Origin of the sequence: Thermaerobacillus caldiproteolyticus, assembly GCF_013761245.1 — a bacterium.
In the GTDB taxonomy this organism is placed as follows: Bacteria; Bacillota; Bacilli; order Bacillales; family Anoxybacillaceae; genus Thermaerobacillus; species Thermaerobacillus caldiproteolyticus.
This window is the reverse complement of record NZ_JACDUT010000011.1, coordinates 58944-76746: the sequence shown is the minus strand read 5'-3', so window position 1 is coordinate 76746 and position 17803 is coordinate 58944. Positions and strand designations below refer to the sequence as shown.

The following is a 17803-nucleotide window of genomic DNA, read 5'->3' as shown; positions in this document are numbered from 1 at the left end:
AGATCCCTCTTTCATTCGGTAATGATATGAAACGTTTGAAAATGATTATTTAGGGAGAGACTGCCAATACGGATGCGGGAGCCCCCCGCTCCATGAGATGATCGAGAATCAGTTTTTCGTAGTAAGCGAAATCACTGTTTCTTTCCCTCGGTCGAGGTAGATGTACCGGTATATCGATTGCAATCGCGCCGTTTTTGATGAGGACGATGCGATCTGCTAGTGCAACTGCCTCACTGACGTCGTGTGTTACCAGAATGGCTGAAAACTGCTGTTCCTGCCAAATCCGTTCGATCAGCTCCTGCATTTCGATGCGTGTCAGCGCATCTAATGCGCTGAGCGGCTCATCCAACAGAAGAAGACGTGGAGAACCTGCTAGTGCTCTCGCCAGAGCGATGCGCTGACGCTGTCCTCCGGATAACACGCTAGGCCATTCTTTGGCTTTATGTTCCAGTCCCACCAATCGCAGAGCTTCCTCCGCTCTAGCTTTGTCTCCGTTTCTTGCACCAATTTGTACATTGGCAATGACGCTTTTCCACGGAAGCAATCTGGCATCTTGGAACAAGATCCTAGTATCCGGATGAATTCCCCTGACTCTCTCTTCATCTAAAAGGACTTCCCCTTCTGTCGGAACATCAAGTCCAGCAAGCAGACGCAACAGCGTGCTTTTGCCGCAGCCGCTGCGCCCGACGATGGAAACAAATTCCCCCGGTTTGATTTCTAAATCCAACCGTTTCAGCACTTCGACATTACCAAACTGTTTTCTAACACCTTTTACCTGCAAATGGGAACCTATAGACTTTATACCCAATACCCATTCCTCCTAATTCTGATTGTGCCATTTTGCGGAATATGGCGGATGATCTGAACAGAAACAATTGACGAACGTTCTATAGACAGCGCTATACTTCTTTTAATCAACTGCTTGTTAGGAAAAATAAACAGAAAAACTCGGTTCATACTGAAACTTGTTTACCGCAGCACCAAACGATTCAGTCATTTCATTTACGTGCTCGAAGATGGTTTCGATCTCCCGGATGGAATCGAACGGTTGCTCGTTCATTACAGCAACTGCCTGTGTCGCTGAAGTCACCCCTTTTGTCGTTTTGGATGTTTCTTGAATCGATTCCACGACCAACTGGTCTCCAGTGGACATTTGCTTAATGGTGGTTGCCACCTCAATAATTTGCGGACTCAATTTGTTTACTCGGCTCGCAATGGTCTGAAATCGCTAAAAGAAAATCATCTCGCTTAACACATAGAGGGCTGTAACACCAGAGAATAACACATGAACTGTTTACTTTCGTTTTTGCACAGCCCATGGAAACCTGTCTTTTTTACAGTTGGGGGCTTCACTTCTGTTCAATGTTTTGTAGAAAAAATTCCCATGAGAATGAAGTGCCACAGGGCGCTTTGTTTAAAACGGCCTAAGGGAATCCCTCAGGCCTGAACTCAACCATATGTGTTAGGTTTTAATCTCCGCCTTCATACCAAAGTTCGAGAGGCAAACCAACAAGAGCTTTTCCTATCCATTCACGAGCAATATTGTTGGAAGGCCCCATAGCAATACCGGCGCGGGCATCTCTAAACAACCGCTCAAATACTCCCCGCTTATATCCGTAACCGCCTGTGACATCCAGTGCGGCCTTTGTCGCTTTATTGGCGACTTCCGATGCATGAATTTTGAATTCGACAAGCGGCAAAAGCAGCTCAACTTGCGGTTTGCCCTGTGCCTGCAGCTCGTCCAACTGTTTGGCCAATGAATATTGCCACGGCTTCAGGCTATCAATCAAAACCTTCACCTCGGCTAATTGTTGGCGGATCACTTGGTAATCCGCAAGACGTTTGTTGAAATCGCGATGAATCGTCCCTTTTACGTATGAGGTTGCCGCTTCCAAGGCTGCTTCCGCAACGCCAAGCCAAGTAGAGCCAAGTCCGATCAAATAGATGGGAGAAACGCCGCTCTCTAATATTTCTCTTCCCTGGCCCTCTTTCCCAAGTTTGTCCCTTTGATGAACACGGACGCCTTCATAGGTAATCGGACCGCTGTGATTTCCCCGAACCCCCAGAGCTTCCCATACTCCCGGCTTAATTCCCGGCAACTTCCCGTCCACAATGAAAAAACTGACATCCGTTGGTGTCTGTGCTCCTGGCGAACGGGTCTGAAAGACATAAAAATCTGCTTGACCAGAGCTGGTGGTAAACGATTTTTCCGCATTGAGAATGTAGTATTCTCCATCGCGGGAAGCTTCGCTTAAATTGAACCACCAGTGACCTCCCGTCGCTTTTTCGCTCGTGGAATAGGTGCCGATAAGCCCTTGGCGGATCGGCTTCAGCCAGCGCTCCTTTTGATCGTCGTTTCCGTACAGTGAGATGGTTTGAGCAGCACCTACATGCATGACGTAAACGAGTGATGTGGAAGGGCAGCCTCTGGCGATCTCTTCCGCAGCTATGGCAAAAGCGACATGATCCAGACCGCGTCCGTCCCATCGTTCAGGAATCAATACACCATTCCATCCTGTTTCAGCAAGCACTTGAAGATTTTGTTTAGGGAAAATGCCGTCTCTGTCGATGATGTCGGCATTCGGTTTAATGACTTTCTCCACAATGGCGCGGATTTCTTCTCGCAGCGCTTCATAATTCGGCTGTACGCTCGAGCTATTCACTGTTACGCTCATATTCACAATCTCCTTTGTAAGTAATTTTTTATACGACATCCACGTTTAACGCTGCTTCCTTTTCACGAACCAACGGAATCACTTTTTCGCCGAATAATTGGATGTCTTCGTCATAATGGAGGAATCCGGTCAAAATGAGATCGACACCGATTTTTTTGAGTTCGATAATGCGGTCCGCCACCTGTTCCGCCGTACCGATCAATCCGGTTTTGAAACCGTCGTTGTATTGGACCAAATCGTTAAAATCCGAATGAGCCCACATGCCTTCTCTTTCTGGAGAGGCTTTGCCGGCAAAGCGCACTTGGCTGCGGAAACCTTCCACAGCTTCGTCATCCGCGTATGCAATGATGTCGCGAAGCACCTGCTTAGCTTCCTCTTCCGTGTCCCGCACGATAACAAACGCGTTGACGCCAAATTTCAGCTTACGGTTGTTTGCAGCCGCCAGCGATTTCACCTCATCGATTTGCGCTTTAAGGCCATCAATGGTATTTCCGTTCATGAAATACCAGTCAGATACTCTGGATGCCATCTTTCTGGCGGCGGAGGAATTGCCTCCTTGGAAAATCTCCGGAACGTTATATGGTTTTGGCTTTAGAGGGGCACCGTTAATTCGGTAAAAATCACCGCGAAAATGGGTTTCCTCCTCAGTCCACAATTTTCGAAGCACACTGATAAATTCTTCGGATCTACGATATCTTTCGTCGTGATCCAGCCAAGGCTCGCCGTACGCGTGAAATTCTCCTTTAAACCACCCGCTCACTACATTAATCGCAGCACGTCCATGGCTGATTTGGTCAATGGTAGAGATCATTTTGGCTACCGTCCCCGGATGCCACAAGCCGGGAAGAACAGCCGAAATCAATTTTATTCTCTTGGTTACCGTCGCTAAAGCTGATGCCAACGTGATGGCCTCCAGTTGATTTTCCGCACCGTAGCTTGCAATAAACCTGGTCTGCAGCAATGCATATTCAAATCCGGCTTCCTCAGCAATTTGGGCATACCTAGCATTGTCTTCAAAGGACCATCCTGTCTTTTGAGGGATCTTGGAAATGACCAATCCTCCGCTGACATTGGGTACCCAATAAGCGAACTTCAAAGACATATTTTTCACCTCTGTTTAGATTTATTTATAGACAAAGGGGAAGTCCCTCTGCTATTTAAGGAATAATTGGAACGGATAAAAGCATCATCTGAGTGGAATCGGAATAGGTGCATTGAGTTGACTAGTAGGTGTGCTTCTTTTATCTTGTTGCAATGAAGATGCTGCCTGTTTTACTCGACTCTTTCTAGCGATAATCCCGTTCTTCGTTTGATTTCTTCAGCAAATTCCGTGGACGCTTTATCTAATCTGTGGATCAAATCTTCTGATAGATTGTAGCCTTCTTGTTCATTTCGGGTTATCCAAGTATCGACCGCATACACCCCGCCAAGAATGTGCCTGCTGCCCAATGCGGATAACACCGGTTTCAATGCATAGTCGATGGACAAAAGATGGGCGATCGTTCCTCCGATAAACAGCGGAAGAATGACTTTTCCTGATAACCCTTTTTGCGGAAGCAAATCGAGATAGGTCTTCAATACTCCCGTATACGCCGCTTTATACACCGGACTCGCGATGATGATCGCCTCCGCTTCCTCCACCTTTTTGTTAGCATGCAGAATAGCTTCGCTGTCGAATTTGGCTTTGATTAAATCCTCCGCGGGCAATTCCGCAACTCGGATGTGCTCAATTTCAATGCCCTCTTGCGACAACCGTTGTTCTACGTATTGAATAATTCCGTTGAGTCTTGATGCTAGAGAAGGACTCCCGTTGATAATGACTGCTTTCCCCATATAAAATTCCCCTTCCTACAGTCAGGTCTAATAACATATAAATCCTATTGGATTAGTATGTTTTATGCTTGTAATCATATCATCGTGCCCATTTATTGTCAATATCCAAAAGAAAAAAGACACTTAGCATTCGCTAACGTGTCGGGAGAAAAACAGGAATCTCTTCAGACTAACGAAATTCTCCTCATATTCAAATAATGGATCATTTATTTTTACAGCAAGCTCTTCGATGCGGCGGTGAAAGTAAGGGACTTTTAAAGCTCTTTTCGCAGTGTAAAGCAAGAAAATACTAAATCTCCGCAAGAAGCATGTTTAGGAATTTCAACCAATTCGTATACTTGTGCTGTAGAAAGATGTACTGGAAGTAGAATAGCAGCTCGATTTTGTTGGCTGGCCTCTATACAACCATATTGTTAGAAAATGAGGATGCTTTAGAGGTTGTAAATACGATTTGTCATCCCGACCGCTTAGAGGAGGAAATAATCAAGCACAAGCCTGATGTCATTGTCATGGATATAAGAATGAAAAGCGATAACGGAATTGAATGGACAAAGAAAATAGTCGAAAAATATCCAACATGTAAAGTCGTTATTTTATCAGGATATGCCTATGACGAATACATTCGCGCTGCTTACGAAGCTGGAGCCTATGCGTTTGTGACAAAAGAAAATTCCGTCTTTGAATTAGCCAATGCGATTCGGCAGAGCCATTTAGGAATCAAATCTTTTCCAATGAACCGATTATCCGATTATAACACCCCTCTCACAAAAATAGAATTAAAAATTCTCCAATTCATTTCCGAGGATAGGACAAACGCAGAAATCAGCGAGCTGTTAAACATCAGCAAAAGAACAGTCGAACATCATGTATCTTCGATTTTACGAAAATTGGATGTTGACTCACGGGTCGGAGCGGTCGTCAAAGCCATCAAGCTCGGGTTATTGGATTTTTGAGTCATTCGATGAATCCCCTTGTCTCCTAGGGATTCATCGAACTATCTTCTTATCGTTCGTATGTCATAGAAATCGCCTTATTGGCATTGCGCACATCGTTATGAAGCAGTTGATTCAAGTCGTAGGCTGGGTAGTAGCCTCGTTCATGCATATAGTGAAACACTTTTTCATGTGTATCAATTGCCTTCAGCAAATGCTTTAAAAATGTCTTTCTCAACATCGGCGTAGCCGTCTCCGTAATCGCTGCAGCATAATTCCGTACCGCTGTTTTTGCAAATCCTAATACCTAATAAGTCATCAGCATATAATGTGCTTTCATCCCGTGATTCCCGCGCTTCCCCGTACATCGGTGCCACAGGAATAAACGGTAACAACTCCCGCAAATTAGTCTTCAATCCTTCAATCGTATGACATAAATGGATTTTAATGCTGGACACTCTACTTTTCCAACAGACTTTTTCATTTTGGTGAATGCATTAGCTTTTGTGCAACTCGAATGTTTCATGCCATGCTAAATGGCGGTGAACATGCGTTGTTCCATAAGTATACGCATGCATTTTTTCTCTTCCTTGCATAATGGGGGAATCACCGTTGACTTTATATGCGCGAGTGGAGAAAAAGCTCACCAAAAAGACCTCCTCCACATGAGAGAAGGTCTTTCCAAATTATAGTATATCATCATCCCCGTCAAACCAATCATCCATAATGTCTTCCACATGATCTTCTACGTCAAACGCATCTTCTACTACATCCTCTATCAGTTCTTCTGCAACCATGCCAGCAAGCATTCCCGCTGCAAATCCGCCGATCGCTCCCATCATTCCATGTCCATGATGTCGAGATGGGTGAAGATGATAATCCGGATGATGCGGAGAATAATAACCTGGATGATGTGGAACATGCACCGAACCGACGTATAACTGAGGTTGTTGCACCATTTCGTGCAACAGCATATGCAGCTTTTGTGTTAATCCTTCTACATCATTGATTTCATCATAGCTAAAGAAAACTTCTCTTTTTAATTCTCTTTCGCTGAAACCGAATAAGCCGCTTAACACATCCACTTCCAGATGCAAACGAATGCCGCTTTCCTCTAAGAAAGCTAAAAATTCTACTTCCTGAACCATTTCTCTAAATGCACCTGTTGGGAAAAATTCGAACTCTTGCCCATATGCCGTTACTTTACCTGAAGTAGGTTTTTCGCGAAATCCAAGCTTATCAAACGCATAAAACAGCTTTTCCAGCGGCAACGGAGGTAGTATACGAATCGCATCTCGGTCTAACGCATCGACTCCTTCAGCAATATCAAGACGTGTTACTAACATGTAATCCACGCCATAACGTGTTATCGGCAAATGAGTAGGTAACACATAAGAAAATGGTAATACTTTTCTTTCTCCCGGTTTGATCGTAAATGATGGAGAAACAGGAATAACAGCAACCGTTTGACGACGTTCTTGCCCATTGGCATGAACAATGACATGCAATTCCACATCTAATTTACGAATATGCTGTTCCACTGCTCCCCCTTCAATAAAAAACTCTCCCTCGATTTTCTCACCAAGTCGCACATGAGGATGATGTAAAACAAGATTGACTTTCGCAGAACCCACACCCAATTTAGACAATAGCTTTTTTAGCATGTATCATCTCTCCTCATTCTTTTTCCTACAATCGATTTTTACGAATCAACCATGGAAAAGGATTCAAAAAATCCTAAAGGTTATTGTAACCCTTAGGATTTTTTGAACTTACTTAAAAAAGATTTTCGCAATGCCGAGACAAATTAAAATCGTTCCTGGAATCATTGTTGCTTTTTTCATCACTTTTATTTTCGAAAATTTATATCCCGTTCGCAGACCAAAGCGAATAAAAACGATATTCATGATAGATACCAATACAGCAAGAACAATCGGAGAATATCCTAAAAAGGAAGCACTCAAGCCCGCTCCAAATGCATCCATAGATAAGGCGATACCAATTAACATCGCCTCTTTCATGCTGATAGTACCTGATCCGTCAAGATCCGCCATGGATGGCCTTTTTAATATTTGAATTACAATCCCAAATCGATTCAGACGAAGTCTCCATATTCGCGTACGCGCTGGCGGTATCAGACGTTGTTCCACACTCTCATCTTCATCTTCTTGCTTCCTAACAACATTGTAAATCGCCCATACGCCTAACGCAATCAAAATGAACGCTGCCGCCCATCGTTCCACTTGAACTGGCAATACTAAAACCAAAAATGTGCCAACATACATTGAAAACAATAGCATTATCCCTGACAATAGGGCAATGACCATGATCGAGCGAAATGGAAACTTCATTTTTCGTAATCCATATGTTACACCAACACTCAAACTGTCTAAACTCACGGCTAACGCTAACATCAACATCGATACATATTTCATCATAGTTCCGTTCCCCCTGCGTTACTATATGCAACATCGCAAGCAGGCGGAACTCGTATACATTTATTGCATATTTTCGACGCTTATCGATTTCCGGGGAAATATTTCTTCTCCTTTCGACATTTCCCTTTTTATTTTTTCAAGTGATACGGCAACGTAGCAATGACAATATCTTTTTTGAGAATCAAAAAGAATCGCAAAATAATCGCTGTCTGATTATGCAATAACGTATGCCACCATTTTTTCACAATGAACTGTGGCATTAAGATAGTGATTGGCGAGCCTTTTGTTTCTTTTTCAACATCGTTAATATAATCCAACATCGGAGAAAGAATCGTTCGATATGGTGAATAAATCACTTTTAACTCAATGTCTGGATAAAACTTCTCCCATTTGTCTCGCAGCTTTTTCTCTTCCTCTTCGTGAAAAATAACCGAGATAGCCGTAATATCATTGGAAATACTTCTTGCGTACTGTACCGACTGAGCCACAACTTTACTAACTCCGGAAATTGGTATAATCACTTTCGGTTTTACGACTTTTTCACGCTGTCTCCATTCCTGCTCATCCAGTTTTAATTGCTCACCGAGTTTTTCATAATGGTCACGAATTTTATAAAACATTATAACTAGCAACGGAACCGCAATAATGACTAACCAAGCACCTTGAGTAAATTTTGCTATAACCGTAATGACAGTAACTAATCCTGTAACAATCGTTCCAGTAATAATGATGGCCAATGTTGCTACATTCCGTCTTTTCTTTTCTTTCCATATTTTTTTAATCATTCCACTTTGTCCAATCGTAAAAGAAAGAAACACGCCAACCGCATATAACGGAATGAGAGAATGTGTTTCACTATGAAACACAATAATTAAAATAATCGCCAACACACTGAGGAGAATAATTCCGTTTGAAAATACAAGCCGATCGCCTCGCGCCGCCAAACTTCTTGGCAAAAATCGATCGTTTGCAATAATCGAAGCAAGTTGCGGGAATCCAGCAAAGCTTGTATTGGCGGCTAACACTAAAATCAACATCGTAACCATTTGAAAAAGATAAAAGAATACACTGTTTCCAAAGACATGGTGGCCAATTTGTGAAATCACGGTCTTATGCTCCACCGGTGTCACACCGAATCCTGCGGCTAAAATCGTAATTCCTAAAAACATCGTCCCTAATAATACAGACATCCATCCCATCGTAATTGCAGCGTTTTTCGAACTATCCGGCTTAAACGCAGGAACACCATTACTAATCGCTTCTACCCCTGTCATCGCCGAACATCCAGAAGCAAAAGCTCTTAATAGAATGAACATACTGTATCCCGATGTGAAGAAATGTTCAGCGGAAGCGTGTTCTCTATAGTTAAAACCATGCCATCCCTCATGCCATAGTTGCCATCCACCAACAGCAATCATCACTAATACGGATAGAATAAATAAATACGTTGGATACGCAAACACTGTCGCTGACTCTGTAATCCCACGCAAATTTAAAATCATCAACAACAACACAAGCGCAACGGCAATTTCCACTTTCCAAGGAAGCAAGCCGGGAAAAGCCGATGTCAGCGCCGCTACTCCTGAACTAATGCTTACAGCAACTGTAAGAATATAATCAATCATTAAGGCTGCACCAGCGACTAGACTTGTCGTCGTGCTTAAATGGTCTCTCGCTACAACGTACGCTCCACCGCCTGAAGGAAAAGCGTAAATAATTTGGCGATAAGATAGCGTCACAATCAATAACAACACTAAAATCGCTAGGGCAATCGGCAATGAATAAAAGAACACGCTCGTTCCTAACAGCATGAGCACTAATAAAATCTCTTCCGTCGCATAAGCAACAGATGACAGCGCATCGGAAGAAAATACAGCTAATGCCTTCCATTTCGGCAATTTCTCATGCTTCAATCGCTTCGTTTCCATTGGTGAACCAATCAATAATCGCTTTAAAGAAGCCATAGTTCCTTCCCCTCTTTTTAGATGCTTGGAATTTTTTAAACATACACCAGTCTCTCATTATCTTTTTGCATTTTCTGAAACAATCATTCGAAAAACATAAAAAACCGTTGAGGGTGTACTCAACGGTCAAACATTCCTTCACATCCCTCCCAAAACGCTTACGAGGTTAGCTGTCGGGTTAGGACTATGAGAGTAGCCCTTCCATTACGGATTCACCCCAAGTAACGCGCGTTACAACATGGTTCCCCCGCTCCATTATGGATTCAGCGAATTAATACTATAAATGGTAAATCATAGCTGATATCTTACTCTCCTCAATCATCGTTGTAAAGGAGCAAAAAGAAGGGATTAAGCAGGAATTGGCTTATTTTATCGCTCTTTTATTTTTATTTTCGTTTCTTTCTCATGCTTGCGTGAATTTTACGCTTTAAGCTCAACCAATCATCATTTTCCCTTTTTGATAACAGAACAAATCCGGTTCGCGATATAATGTCACCGCATAAGCAATTGCCAACGGCCCAACTCTCCCCGCAAACATCGTGAACATAATAAGAATCTTGCCAAACGGCCATGGCGATTTTACCAAAAAAGAGGCTATCAATTTGTAAAATTGTTCCCTAATGCCGTTGGAAAAGCAAGACGCATAAAACCAAGCGTCCCGCTTATCGGCTTTGACAGCATTCCGATTCGTGATGAACTGATTATAAGTTCCAACCCGATATGACAGTGATAAAAAAGCGCCTAAAAGGCTTTGCTTTTAGGCGGGTTACTGGTTATTCTCCTGTTTTTTCCAAACATCGAATACGTTCGCCAAATTCATCGCGAACGCGCTGGAAAACAGCCCGTTATTCTTCTTCTAAACGAGGCAAAAAACATCATCTTATTCCATAGTCACTTCATCACCGATCCGGAAAAGATATGAATACCCGTCCCAATTACGAGAGCAGAAATCATAAGTAACACACCGAACACATTCCACTCGCTTCAATTGCATCAATCGATACAATGATACTGAACAGACTAACATTAGATATACTCTTAGCCCGCATGTCAAACAACAAACAGAAGGACGAGATAAAACAATACATCTCCCGTTCACAAAAATAACAAACGGCAGTAAAATGATTCTTTTTACTGCCGTTCTAGTTGCTCAGCACGAATTTTCTGCCCCTAATGGATAACTATTAGAAATACACGATATAAATGATGATCGCTAAAATAATACGATAAACCGCAAACGGAACAAGTCGAACTTTGTTAATAAGCTTTAAGAAAAAGCGAATAGAGATGAGCGCGAACACAAACGCACTCACGAATCCGACAATGAAAAATGGCAATGCATCAACAGTAAAGTATTGCCAGTTTTTCAGCAAGGAAAGGACACTTGCTCCTAACATAATCGGAACAGCCATAATAAAGGTAAAATCAGCGGCTGCACGGTGGCTCATTCCTGCCAATACGCCACCCGAAATCGTCGAACCTGAGCGGGAAAATCCCGGCCATAGAGAAAGACATTGAGCAAGCCCAACGATGAACGCTTGCTTATATGTAATCTGGTCAACGGTTTGTGCTTTTGGATTTTTGGAACCGAACAGGTCCGCTACGATCATAAAGATCGCGCCAACTACCAAACCAATTAACACTGTAGCGGTTGAAAATAAATGTTCATCAATATAATCTTCAAACAGCACCCCTAACACGCCGGCAGGAATTAATCCGACAATGACTTGTGTTAGCTTAAGGCGAGATGCCGAGTCGTTACGGTGTCTTCGCAACCCTAGCAGATCGATAAAACGATCTTTAAACACAATCACCACCGCTAAAATCGAACCGAGCTGAATTACAACTTTAAACGTATTAGCTACATGCTTCGTTAAAAAATGCTCCGATTGAAGCCACATATCATCAACGATAATCATATGCCCCGTTGATGAAACAGGGGCAAATTCTGTTAATCCCTCTACCATTCCTAAAATAATTGCTTTTATGATTGTTATTATATCCATCATCTACCACTACTTTCTCTTAATTTTTTAAGATGTTGTTTTTCGGCGGATAAGGCGGATAAAATAAATAAAACGAGGAAAATCACAGCTCCTAAGCCAATGATCGCATATACAATATTCGAGTAACCTCCATAAAGCGTGTAATTTTCTCCCACGATTCTCCTAATGCAGCTCCCGCTGAAAAACAATGAATGGCATTCCATAGCAGTGTTCCGATGTTCGTAATAAAGCAAAAACAGCCATCCACCATCTTGCGCAGGGATAAAAATTAAAACTAATGAAATCATTCGGCAAAAAAGAACCGTCCAATATCCAATTGATGAAGCCAAGAATTCGCTTTTTGAATATCCTCTTTTTTCACCCGAACAATATACCCTCTGCGATCAATGATTTTCTTCCATTTTTGAGAAGAAAACCAATACCATAAAGGTCGCTCTCCCCTTTCACGGCTCCCGCTGTCGCCGATGCCACATCTCCCGAAACAGTTAAAGCAAGATACGTCGTCATAAACCCTCCGAACATAAGACTCACTTCAGACGGAAGCAATGGAACACATTCTCCAAAACCATTATGAAAAAATATCGATATATCCAAATTTATTCATAAATTCTGTGATCCACTCTTGCATGTTTGCCTCCTAACTTGTCACGGAAGTAATTCATCTCGTACCTATTTTAGTTTAGCCATCTTATCGTCCTTCGTAAATAGGGATTTCGTTCCCCTCCCTAAACTCCAACAACAAGTCCACTTTTTATAAAATAATAGGAATAAAACGAAGCATGTTATTCGTAAAATAATCAATATGTAACGCGATGTTTATAATATAACAAAATAGAACATAAATGTTCATACAAATCCCAGTTCCAACATTAAATAATTAGTAATAAATAGAAAATGAGACGATTCATTTGACGAATCACTGAATAATGTATTATGCTACTTTACATGGAGAACGGTTATTGACTGTAAGAAGACAGTGATGTACTCCTTGCTGATTACGCTTTACGTATCGATACTTCTTCAATGGAATAGTCGAGTAACAGTCGTTTTGTAGATATATAGCATGAACGCTTCTTTTATAAAAAACACTAAAAAACAGGGGTCGAATTGGAAATGAAGGGGATAAAAAAAATAATAGAAAAGAGTCAGCATGCGTTTAACGGGCATTTTGGTTTTTTTATCTTAGCCGTGTTTTTATTTTGGATGAAGACGTATGCCGCTTATCGGGTTGAGTTTAACTTAGGAATTAGTAATTCCATGCAAAAATTTTTGTTATTCATTAACCCGGTTAGCTCTGCTATTCTCTTTTTCGGTCTAGCTCTGTTAGCGAAAGGGAGAAAGCCTTATATTTGGCTCATTGTTTTAGATTTTATTCTATCCTTTATCTTGTATGCTAATATTGTGTATTACCGATTCTTTAGTGACTTTATTACGTTCCCAACTCTTACGCAAACAAACAATTTCGGTGATTTGGGCGGAAGTATTTTGGAGTTGTTAAAAGGATATGATTTTCTCTATTTCTTAGATACTATCATTTTAATTGCATTCGTCGTCACGAAGCGAGTACAACTAAAGTCTACTCCTTTAGGACGTCATAAAGTTAATCTTGTGTTTGCCATTGCTATTTTTCTTTTTAGTACAAACTTAGCTTTGGCAGAGGTAGACCGCCCGCAATTATTAACAAGAACATTTGACCGTAACTATATTGTGAAATATTTAGGAGTTTATAACTATTTGATTTACGATGCCGTTCAAAGTATGAAATCGTCGACACAACGCGCCTTTGCCAATAAGAACGATATTACTACGGTTCTCAACCATGTACAAGCAACGTATGCAAAACCAAACCCTGCTTACTTTGGCAAAGGGAAAGGAATGAACGTCATCTATATCCATTTGGAATCGTTCCAAAACTTTTTGATTAACTATAAGCTGCACGGTCAAGAAGTAACACCGTTTTTAAATTCATTGACTCGTGATAAAAACACGTTTTACTTTGATAACTTCTTCCATCAAACCGGACAAGGAAAAACGTCCGATGCAGAATTTATGTTAGAAAACTCCTTGTTTGGATTACCACAAGGATCTGTATTTACAACGAAAGGACAAAACACATACCAAGCAGCTCCAGCAATCTTAGGACAGCAGGGGTATACATCAGCCGTCTTCCACGGCAACTATAAAACATTCTGGAATCGCGATGAAATTTATAAATCTTTTGGATTTGACCATTTCTTTGACGCAAGTTATTATGATATGAATTCAAAAGATGTATTAAACTATGGATTAAAAGACAAACCGTTCTTTAAAGAATCGATTCCATTGTTAGAAACGTTAAAAGAACCGTTTTATGTGAAGTTTATTACCTTATCGAACCATTTCCCTTATCCAATTGATCAGGAAGATGCAACGATCGAACCAGCTGATACGGGCGATGGATCTGTAGACCGTTATTTCCAAACAGCACGGTACTTAGATGAGGCTGTGAAACAGTTCTTCGATTATTTGAAACAATCTGGTTTATATGATCGTTCGATTATCATTTTATATGGCGATCACTACGGTATTTCTGATAATCACAATCAAGCAATGTCGCAAATTATTGGAAAAGAAATCACACCGTTCGAACATGCTCAATTGCAGCGTGTACCATTATTCATTCGTGTTCCTGGTGTCAAAGGCGGAATTATGCATCAATATGGTGGAGAAATCGATGTGCTACCAACACTACTCCATCTACTAGGAATTGATACGAAAAACTATATTCAGTTTGGTACAGACCTCTTGTCACCAGAACATCAACAAATCGTCGCGTTTCGTAATGGGGATTTTGTCACACCGACGGTTACTGCGATCAACGGAAAATATTATGATTCGAAAACAGGCAATCCGATTAAGAAAAATGATGAAATTAAACGCGATGAACAAATCGTACGAACAAAACTAAACCTTTCTGACAAAGTCGTATACGGAGATTTATTGCGTTTTTACACGCCAAAAGGATTTAAACCGGTCGACCGTACAAAATACGACTACAATCATCGCGAAGAGACAACAGAAGAAAAATAATGCGCTTAGTTTTTAACTACTAGGGAAGCTTGGTTATAGCTTCCCTTTTTTATTTTCACAAAAGGGGCCCACGAAACATTGTCCTATTTCATCACGCTTCCAAAGAACCTTTATTTTCGCCGAGCTCCCAGCGAAACCAGCGAGCATGTCCGTCCGTTTCTGCTACGATTTCATTGTATTCTCTTCCATCGATGAAATAATCAAGATGGAGCTTGAAATCCCACATATTATTATACAAATGGAACACATCTCTCGTTTTCCCCAGTTCTTTAATATGTTCCACTAACATGTATTTCGCATCGTTCGGTATTTGGTTGGCGACATGGGTATGGAAGATGCATATGGATGTGTTTTCAGGAATTTGCCTTGCAATTTCAGGAAGCAACTCTATCCCATCTCCTTCGATGAGGTGAATAGGTTGCTTTTTTAAACAGTGTGCAGCTTGTTCAAACAGTTCCATTCGTTCCCTATGCTCCGGCCAAATAAGCGCTTGGAGCCATAAATAATCTTCTCGATTGGATAGATGATTGATATGCAAATCAATTCCAACCCTAGAAACAACCGGAGGGCTTTGCGGTAACAGGAATGGTCTACATTCTCCTTTGATTTCTGATGTAATGTGAACCGTTGAGTTTATATTTCCATACTTTTCATGAGAACCGTATGAATAACAATATTGATCCCATATCAGTTGCAAACCGGCACTTGTTCCAATTTCAATCAACGATAAAGGCTGCTTTACCAGATGATAAATGAAACAAAAACTTGGATACAGATACGCGCAACGTCTTACTTCATTTGTCTGAACGAACTTGTTTTTTAATACGGAAATTATTTCCTTCCTATACAGCAGGCAAAAATCACGAAAATAAGGAAATGATTGCTTAAAATCTTTTGGGTTTTTAACAATACTTCCGTAGTACTCCCGCAACTCGTGTTCTTTCCCTTTTAGCAACAAATATTGTACAGCACCAAACAGCAAATTCGGAACAGATTGGCCGGGGCGAGCGTATGACGCAATTTCAAGCAGTTCATCATCTTCAGCAACGTTCAGGGCCAAATGCTCATATAAATCACTCACTCCTTTACATTCTCTAACAGCAAAACTTTTAAATCGATTTGAGACTATCTTCTTTTCCATTTTATCCTCTCCTCAAGCGAATCAAATGAAACTGCTATGCACCTTCGTATAAGTCCAAAGGCGTTTCTTGTATTGTCCATCCTGCACATTCAAAGTTGTAATAGCTGTTAGGTCTATTACTTCGACATTGACCATCATGGCTGGCAACTTATATCTTTGTTTCACCATCCTCCCCCCACACTTCGGCAGCTCGATTATATATTTCTCTGATCCTGATTTTCCTTCCTTTTTTATCAATAGCCATTCATCCTTCTGTTAATAATTTTTTTCAGCTAAAGAGTAAAGCCGAATAGCTTGACTAATTCCCCGTCTTTTCGCTAATAAAAAAATATGGTATCATACGGATAGATTGCACATACTAATAAAAAAGAGACCGAAAGTGCGGCAACACCTTCGGTCCTTGCAATAGCAGACTCAAAGGAGTCAGCCTATTTGAAAAATAGACCTCATCCTGGTAGAATTGGCGGTTCAAGGGAGGTCTATTTTTTATTTTTACGGTTAAATGACAGTATCGCTATCACTAGCATCCCGAAAGAAATCATAAGAGACAGGGATTCGTATACTGTTATACGCTCACCCCCCTTCAAAAGGAAATAGGGGCAAGCCGACCACCCTTGAACTTCTGCTATTGCTGATTGTATTATAGCACTTTCCCTACAAGAATCTTGTCAAAAATTCTGGATGAGTATGATCCTTTTCCATCTTTTCTGCGCGATTGATTTTCAAAACTAGTCTTCAATTTTAAAACAAAATTTAAGTGCTTTCGAGTTATTGAACGATCGTTGACCAACTATGTATCTGTTATTTTCCCTTCTCTTCCACTGGTATAAAATATTGATCCTTGCGATAACACAACGCCTCCATGGTAGCTATAAGGGTTTGCTCACTTTCTACACGAATTTTATACCATGCCGTACGATAATTTCGTTTCTCTTCTGTAGCGGTTGCTCTCAAGCGAGATCCCTTCATACCGGGAGCCATAAAATTCACAGTTGTAGACAGACCCACCGAGGTTTTCCCATAAGAATTACATGCTGCTGCGAACACATAATCAGCTAAAGCAAATATAATGGCTCCATGTACAGTTCCATGGGTATTCAACATATAATCCTTCACATCCAGCTCGGCAGTCGCAGTTCCCTCTCCTAGCTCTATGAGCTTAATTCCTAAGTGCTGGGCATAGGGCTCGTTTTCAAACGTCTCAAGTATCTGCTTGTAATATTTTCTATGTATTTCTTGTTCGCCCATGTTTACCCCTCCTACGTTAAAACTACTTTACAAAGCATATTAGCCCTTTATGTCCGCCCAACATTTACAAAAAAACGATTTCATTTTACATAGAAAAACACGATTCAAATCGCGAAGTGATGTTTAAAACCAGTCGTTTAATTATTCGATGTATAGCTTAAATACTCCTATTGATAATTACAAAAATTTTTTATCAATCCCTTTTTGTTACATGTAAGGCGCTCGATAGCTAAACACATTATTAATTCTTAGAGAACGATAAAATCTCATATATGTCTTTTGCACCTTTTCCTACTTTTGAAATCCGCTCTCGACTATTCTAGGTAAACTAAAAAGGATTGAAAGTCCTGCGGAATTCTCCTGCTTCCTGTTTATGCTCTCATATACATTGCGCACAAAAATTTATGAGGCAAGGAAACTTCTCTCCATACCGCAAAGTAAAAAACCGCCTTAAAAATTTAGGCGGTTTCCTGAAGTTCTATTGATAAAATCCAAAG

15 protein-coding genes, 1 pseudogene and 1 riboswitch are annotated in these 17803 nt (G+C 41.0%); of the genes and pseudogenes, 2 read left to right on the top strand and 14 right to left on the bottom strand.

Features of this window, described 5'->3' with window-relative positions; translation table 11 throughout:
• Nucleotides 1–49 precede the first annotated feature (49 nt).
• From HNR31_RS15185 to ssuE, 5 genes are all read right to left on the bottom strand, one after another.
• Entirely contained in the window at nucleotides 50–808 is a 759-nt protein-coding gene (locus tag HNR31_RS15185; protein ID WP_181557047.1) for an ABC transporter ATP-binding protein, read from the bottom strand.
• Nucleotides 809–925: 117 nt separating this feature from the next.
• Complete coding sequence (locus tag HNR31_RS15180; RefSeq protein WP_181557046.1) at nucleotides 926–1195, bottom strand: methyl-accepting chemotaxis domain-containing protein; 270 nt, start codon at nucleotides 1193–1195, stop codon at nucleotides 926–928.
• 274 nt (nucleotides 1196–1469) lie between these two features.
• Nucleotides 1470–2675 carry an acyl-CoA dehydrogenase family protein gene (locus HNR31_RS15175; protein ID WP_181557045.1) on the bottom strand — a complete coding sequence of 402 codons (1206 nt, stop codon included), beginning with the start codon at nucleotides 2673–2675 and terminating at the stop codon, nucleotides 1470–1472.
• Nucleotides 2676–2703: 28 nt separating this feature from the next.
• The gene (gene sfnG / locus HNR31_RS15170) at nucleotides 2704–3777 is read right to left on the bottom strand and encodes a dimethylsulfone monooxygenase SfnG (protein WP_181557044.1); all 1074 of its coding nucleotides are present in this window, start codon (nucleotides 3775–3777) and stop codon (nucleotides 2704–2706) included.
• Between the two features lie 170 nt (nucleotides 3778–3947).
• The gene (gene ssuE / locus HNR31_RS15165) at nucleotides 3948–4508 is read right to left on the bottom strand and encodes an NADPH-dependent FMN reductase (RefSeq protein WP_181557043.1); all 561 of its coding nucleotides are present in this window, start codon (nucleotides 4506–4508) and stop codon (nucleotides 3948–3950) included.
• A gap of 383 nt (nucleotides 4509–4891) precedes the next feature.
• Here ssuE and HNR31_RS15160 point away from each other — a divergent pair, with 383 nt between their 5' ends.
• The gene (locus tag HNR31_RS15160; RefSeq protein ID WP_374058323.1) at nucleotides 4892–5461 is read left to right on the top strand and encodes a response regulator; all 570 of its coding nucleotides are present in this window, start codon (nucleotides 4892–4894) and stop codon (nucleotides 5459–5461) included.
• Nucleotides 5462–5510: 49 nt separating this feature from the next.
• On the opposite strand, the pseudogene HNR31_RS19395 reads toward HNR31_RS15160, so the two are convergent.
• The 6 genes and pseudogenes from HNR31_RS19395 to HNR31_RS19180 all read right to left on the bottom strand — a co-directional run bounded on the left by HNR31_RS19395 (nucleotide 5511) and on the right by HNR31_RS19180 (nucleotide 12355).
• Nucleotides 5511–6018 (bottom strand): annotated as a pseudogene (locus HNR31_RS19395) (spore coat protein).
• A gap of 108 nt (nucleotides 6019–6126) precedes the next feature.
• Complete coding sequence (locus HNR31_RS15150) at nucleotides 6127–7104, bottom strand: sporulation protein (protein ID WP_181557041.1); 978 nt, start codon at nucleotides 7102–7104, stop codon at nucleotides 6127–6129.
• Between the two features lie 108 nt (nucleotides 7105–7212).
• Nucleotides 7213–7878: a sporulation membrane protein YtaF gene (gene ytaF, locus HNR31_RS15145; protein ID WP_181557040.1), complete on the bottom strand. Its 666-nt coding sequence runs from the start codon at nucleotides 7876–7878 to the stop codon at nucleotides 7213–7215.
• Between the two features lie 128 nt (nucleotides 7879–8006).
• Nucleotides 8007–9842: an APC family permease gene (locus HNR31_RS15140; protein WP_181557039.1), complete on the bottom strand. Its 1836-nt coding sequence runs from the start codon at nucleotides 9840–9842 to the stop codon at nucleotides 8007–8009.
• Nucleotides 9843–9982: 140 nt separating this feature from the next.
• Nucleotides 9983–10121, bottom strand: a riboswitch (cyclic di-AMP (ydaO/yuaA leader).
• A gap of 905 nt (nucleotides 10122–11026) precedes the next feature.
• Entirely contained in the window at nucleotides 11027–11848 is an 822-nt protein-coding gene (locus tag HNR31_RS15130) for an undecaprenyl-diphosphate phosphatase (protein WP_181557038.1), read from the bottom strand.
• Between the two features lie 357 nt (nucleotides 11849–12205).
• Nucleotides 12206–12355, bottom strand: coding sequence for a hypothetical protein (locus tag HNR31_RS19180; protein ID WP_228485569.1), 150 nt, complete (start codon nucleotides 12353–12355; stop codon nucleotides 12206–12208).
• Nucleotides 12356–12961: 606 nt separating this feature from the next.
• On the opposite strand from HNR31_RS19180, the gene HNR31_RS15120 reads away from it, so the two are divergent.
• The gene (locus HNR31_RS15120) at nucleotides 12962–14917 is read left to right on the top strand and encodes an LTA synthase family protein (RefSeq protein ID WP_181557037.1); all 1956 of its coding nucleotides are present in this window, start codon (nucleotides 12962–12964) and stop codon (nucleotides 14915–14917) included.
• A 91-nt stretch (nucleotides 14918–15008) separates the two neighbouring features.
• Here the strand turns inward: HNR31_RS15120 and HNR31_RS15115 are convergent, their stop codons facing one another.
• From HNR31_RS15115 to HNR31_RS15110, 3 genes are all read right to left on the bottom strand, one after another.
• Nucleotides 15009–16058, bottom strand: coding sequence for a DUF2332 domain-containing protein (locus HNR31_RS15115; RefSeq protein WP_181557036.1), 1050 nt, complete (start codon nucleotides 16056–16058; stop codon nucleotides 15009–15011).
• A 479-nt stretch (nucleotides 16059–16537) separates the two neighbouring features.
• The gene (locus HNR31_RS18455) at nucleotides 16538–16645 is read right to left on the bottom strand and encodes a putative holin-like toxin (protein WP_220129558.1); all 108 of its coding nucleotides are present in this window, start codon (nucleotides 16643–16645) and stop codon (nucleotides 16538–16540) included.
• A 214-nt stretch (nucleotides 16646–16859) separates the two neighbouring features.
• The gene (locus HNR31_RS15110) at nucleotides 16860–17306 is read right to left on the bottom strand and encodes a PaaI family thioesterase (RefSeq protein WP_181557035.1); all 447 of its coding nucleotides are present in this window, start codon (nucleotides 17304–17306) and stop codon (nucleotides 16860–16862) included.
• Between the last annotated feature and the right edge of the window lie 497 nt (nucleotides 17307–17803).

Excerpts from the sequence above, each read along its gene's own strand:
- HNR31_RS15175 (WP_181557045.1), bottom strand. The coding sequence starts at position 2,675 with ATGAGCGTAACAGTGAATAGCTCGAGCGTACAGCCGAATTATGAAGCG.
- sfnG (WP_181557044.1), bottom strand. The coding sequence starts at position 3,777 with ATGTCTTTGAAGTTCGCTTATTGGGTACCCAATGTCAGCGGAGGATTG.
- ssuE (WP_181557043.1), bottom strand. The coding sequence starts at position 4,508 with ATGGGGAAAGCAGTCATTATCAACGGGAGTCCTTCTCTAGCATCAAGA.
- ytaF (WP_181557040.1), bottom strand. The coding sequence starts at position 7,878 with ATGATGAAATATGTATCGATGTTGATGTTAGCGTTAGCCGTGAGTTTA.
- HNR31_RS15130 (WP_181557038.1), bottom strand. The coding sequence starts at position 11,848 with ATGGATATAATAACAATCATAAAAGCAATTATTTTAGGAATGGTAGAG.
- HNR31_RS15115 (WP_181557036.1), bottom strand. The coding sequence starts at position 16,058 with ATGGAAAAGAAGATAGTCTCAAATCGATTTAAAAGTTTTGCTGTTAGA.
- HNR31_RS19180 (WP_228485569.1), bottom strand. The coding sequence starts at position 12,355 with ATGACGACGTATCTTGCTTTAACTGTTTCGGGAGATGTGGCATCGGCG.
- HNR31_RS15120 (WP_181557037.1), top strand. The coding sequence starts at position 12,962 with ATGAAGGGGATAAAAAAAATAATAGAAAAGAGTCAGCATGCGTTTAAC.
- HNR31_RS15150 (WP_181557041.1), bottom strand. The coding sequence starts at position 7,104 with ATGCTAAAAAAGCTATTGTCTAAATTGGGTGTGGGTTCTGCGAAAGTC.
- HNR31_RS15140 (WP_181557039.1), bottom strand. The coding sequence starts at position 9,842 with ATGGCTTCTTTAAAGCGATTATTGATTGGTTCACCAATGGAAACGAAG.
- HNR31_RS15110 (WP_181557035.1), bottom strand. The coding sequence starts at position 17,306 with ATGGGCGAACAAGAAATACATAGAAAATATTACAAGCAGATACTTGAG.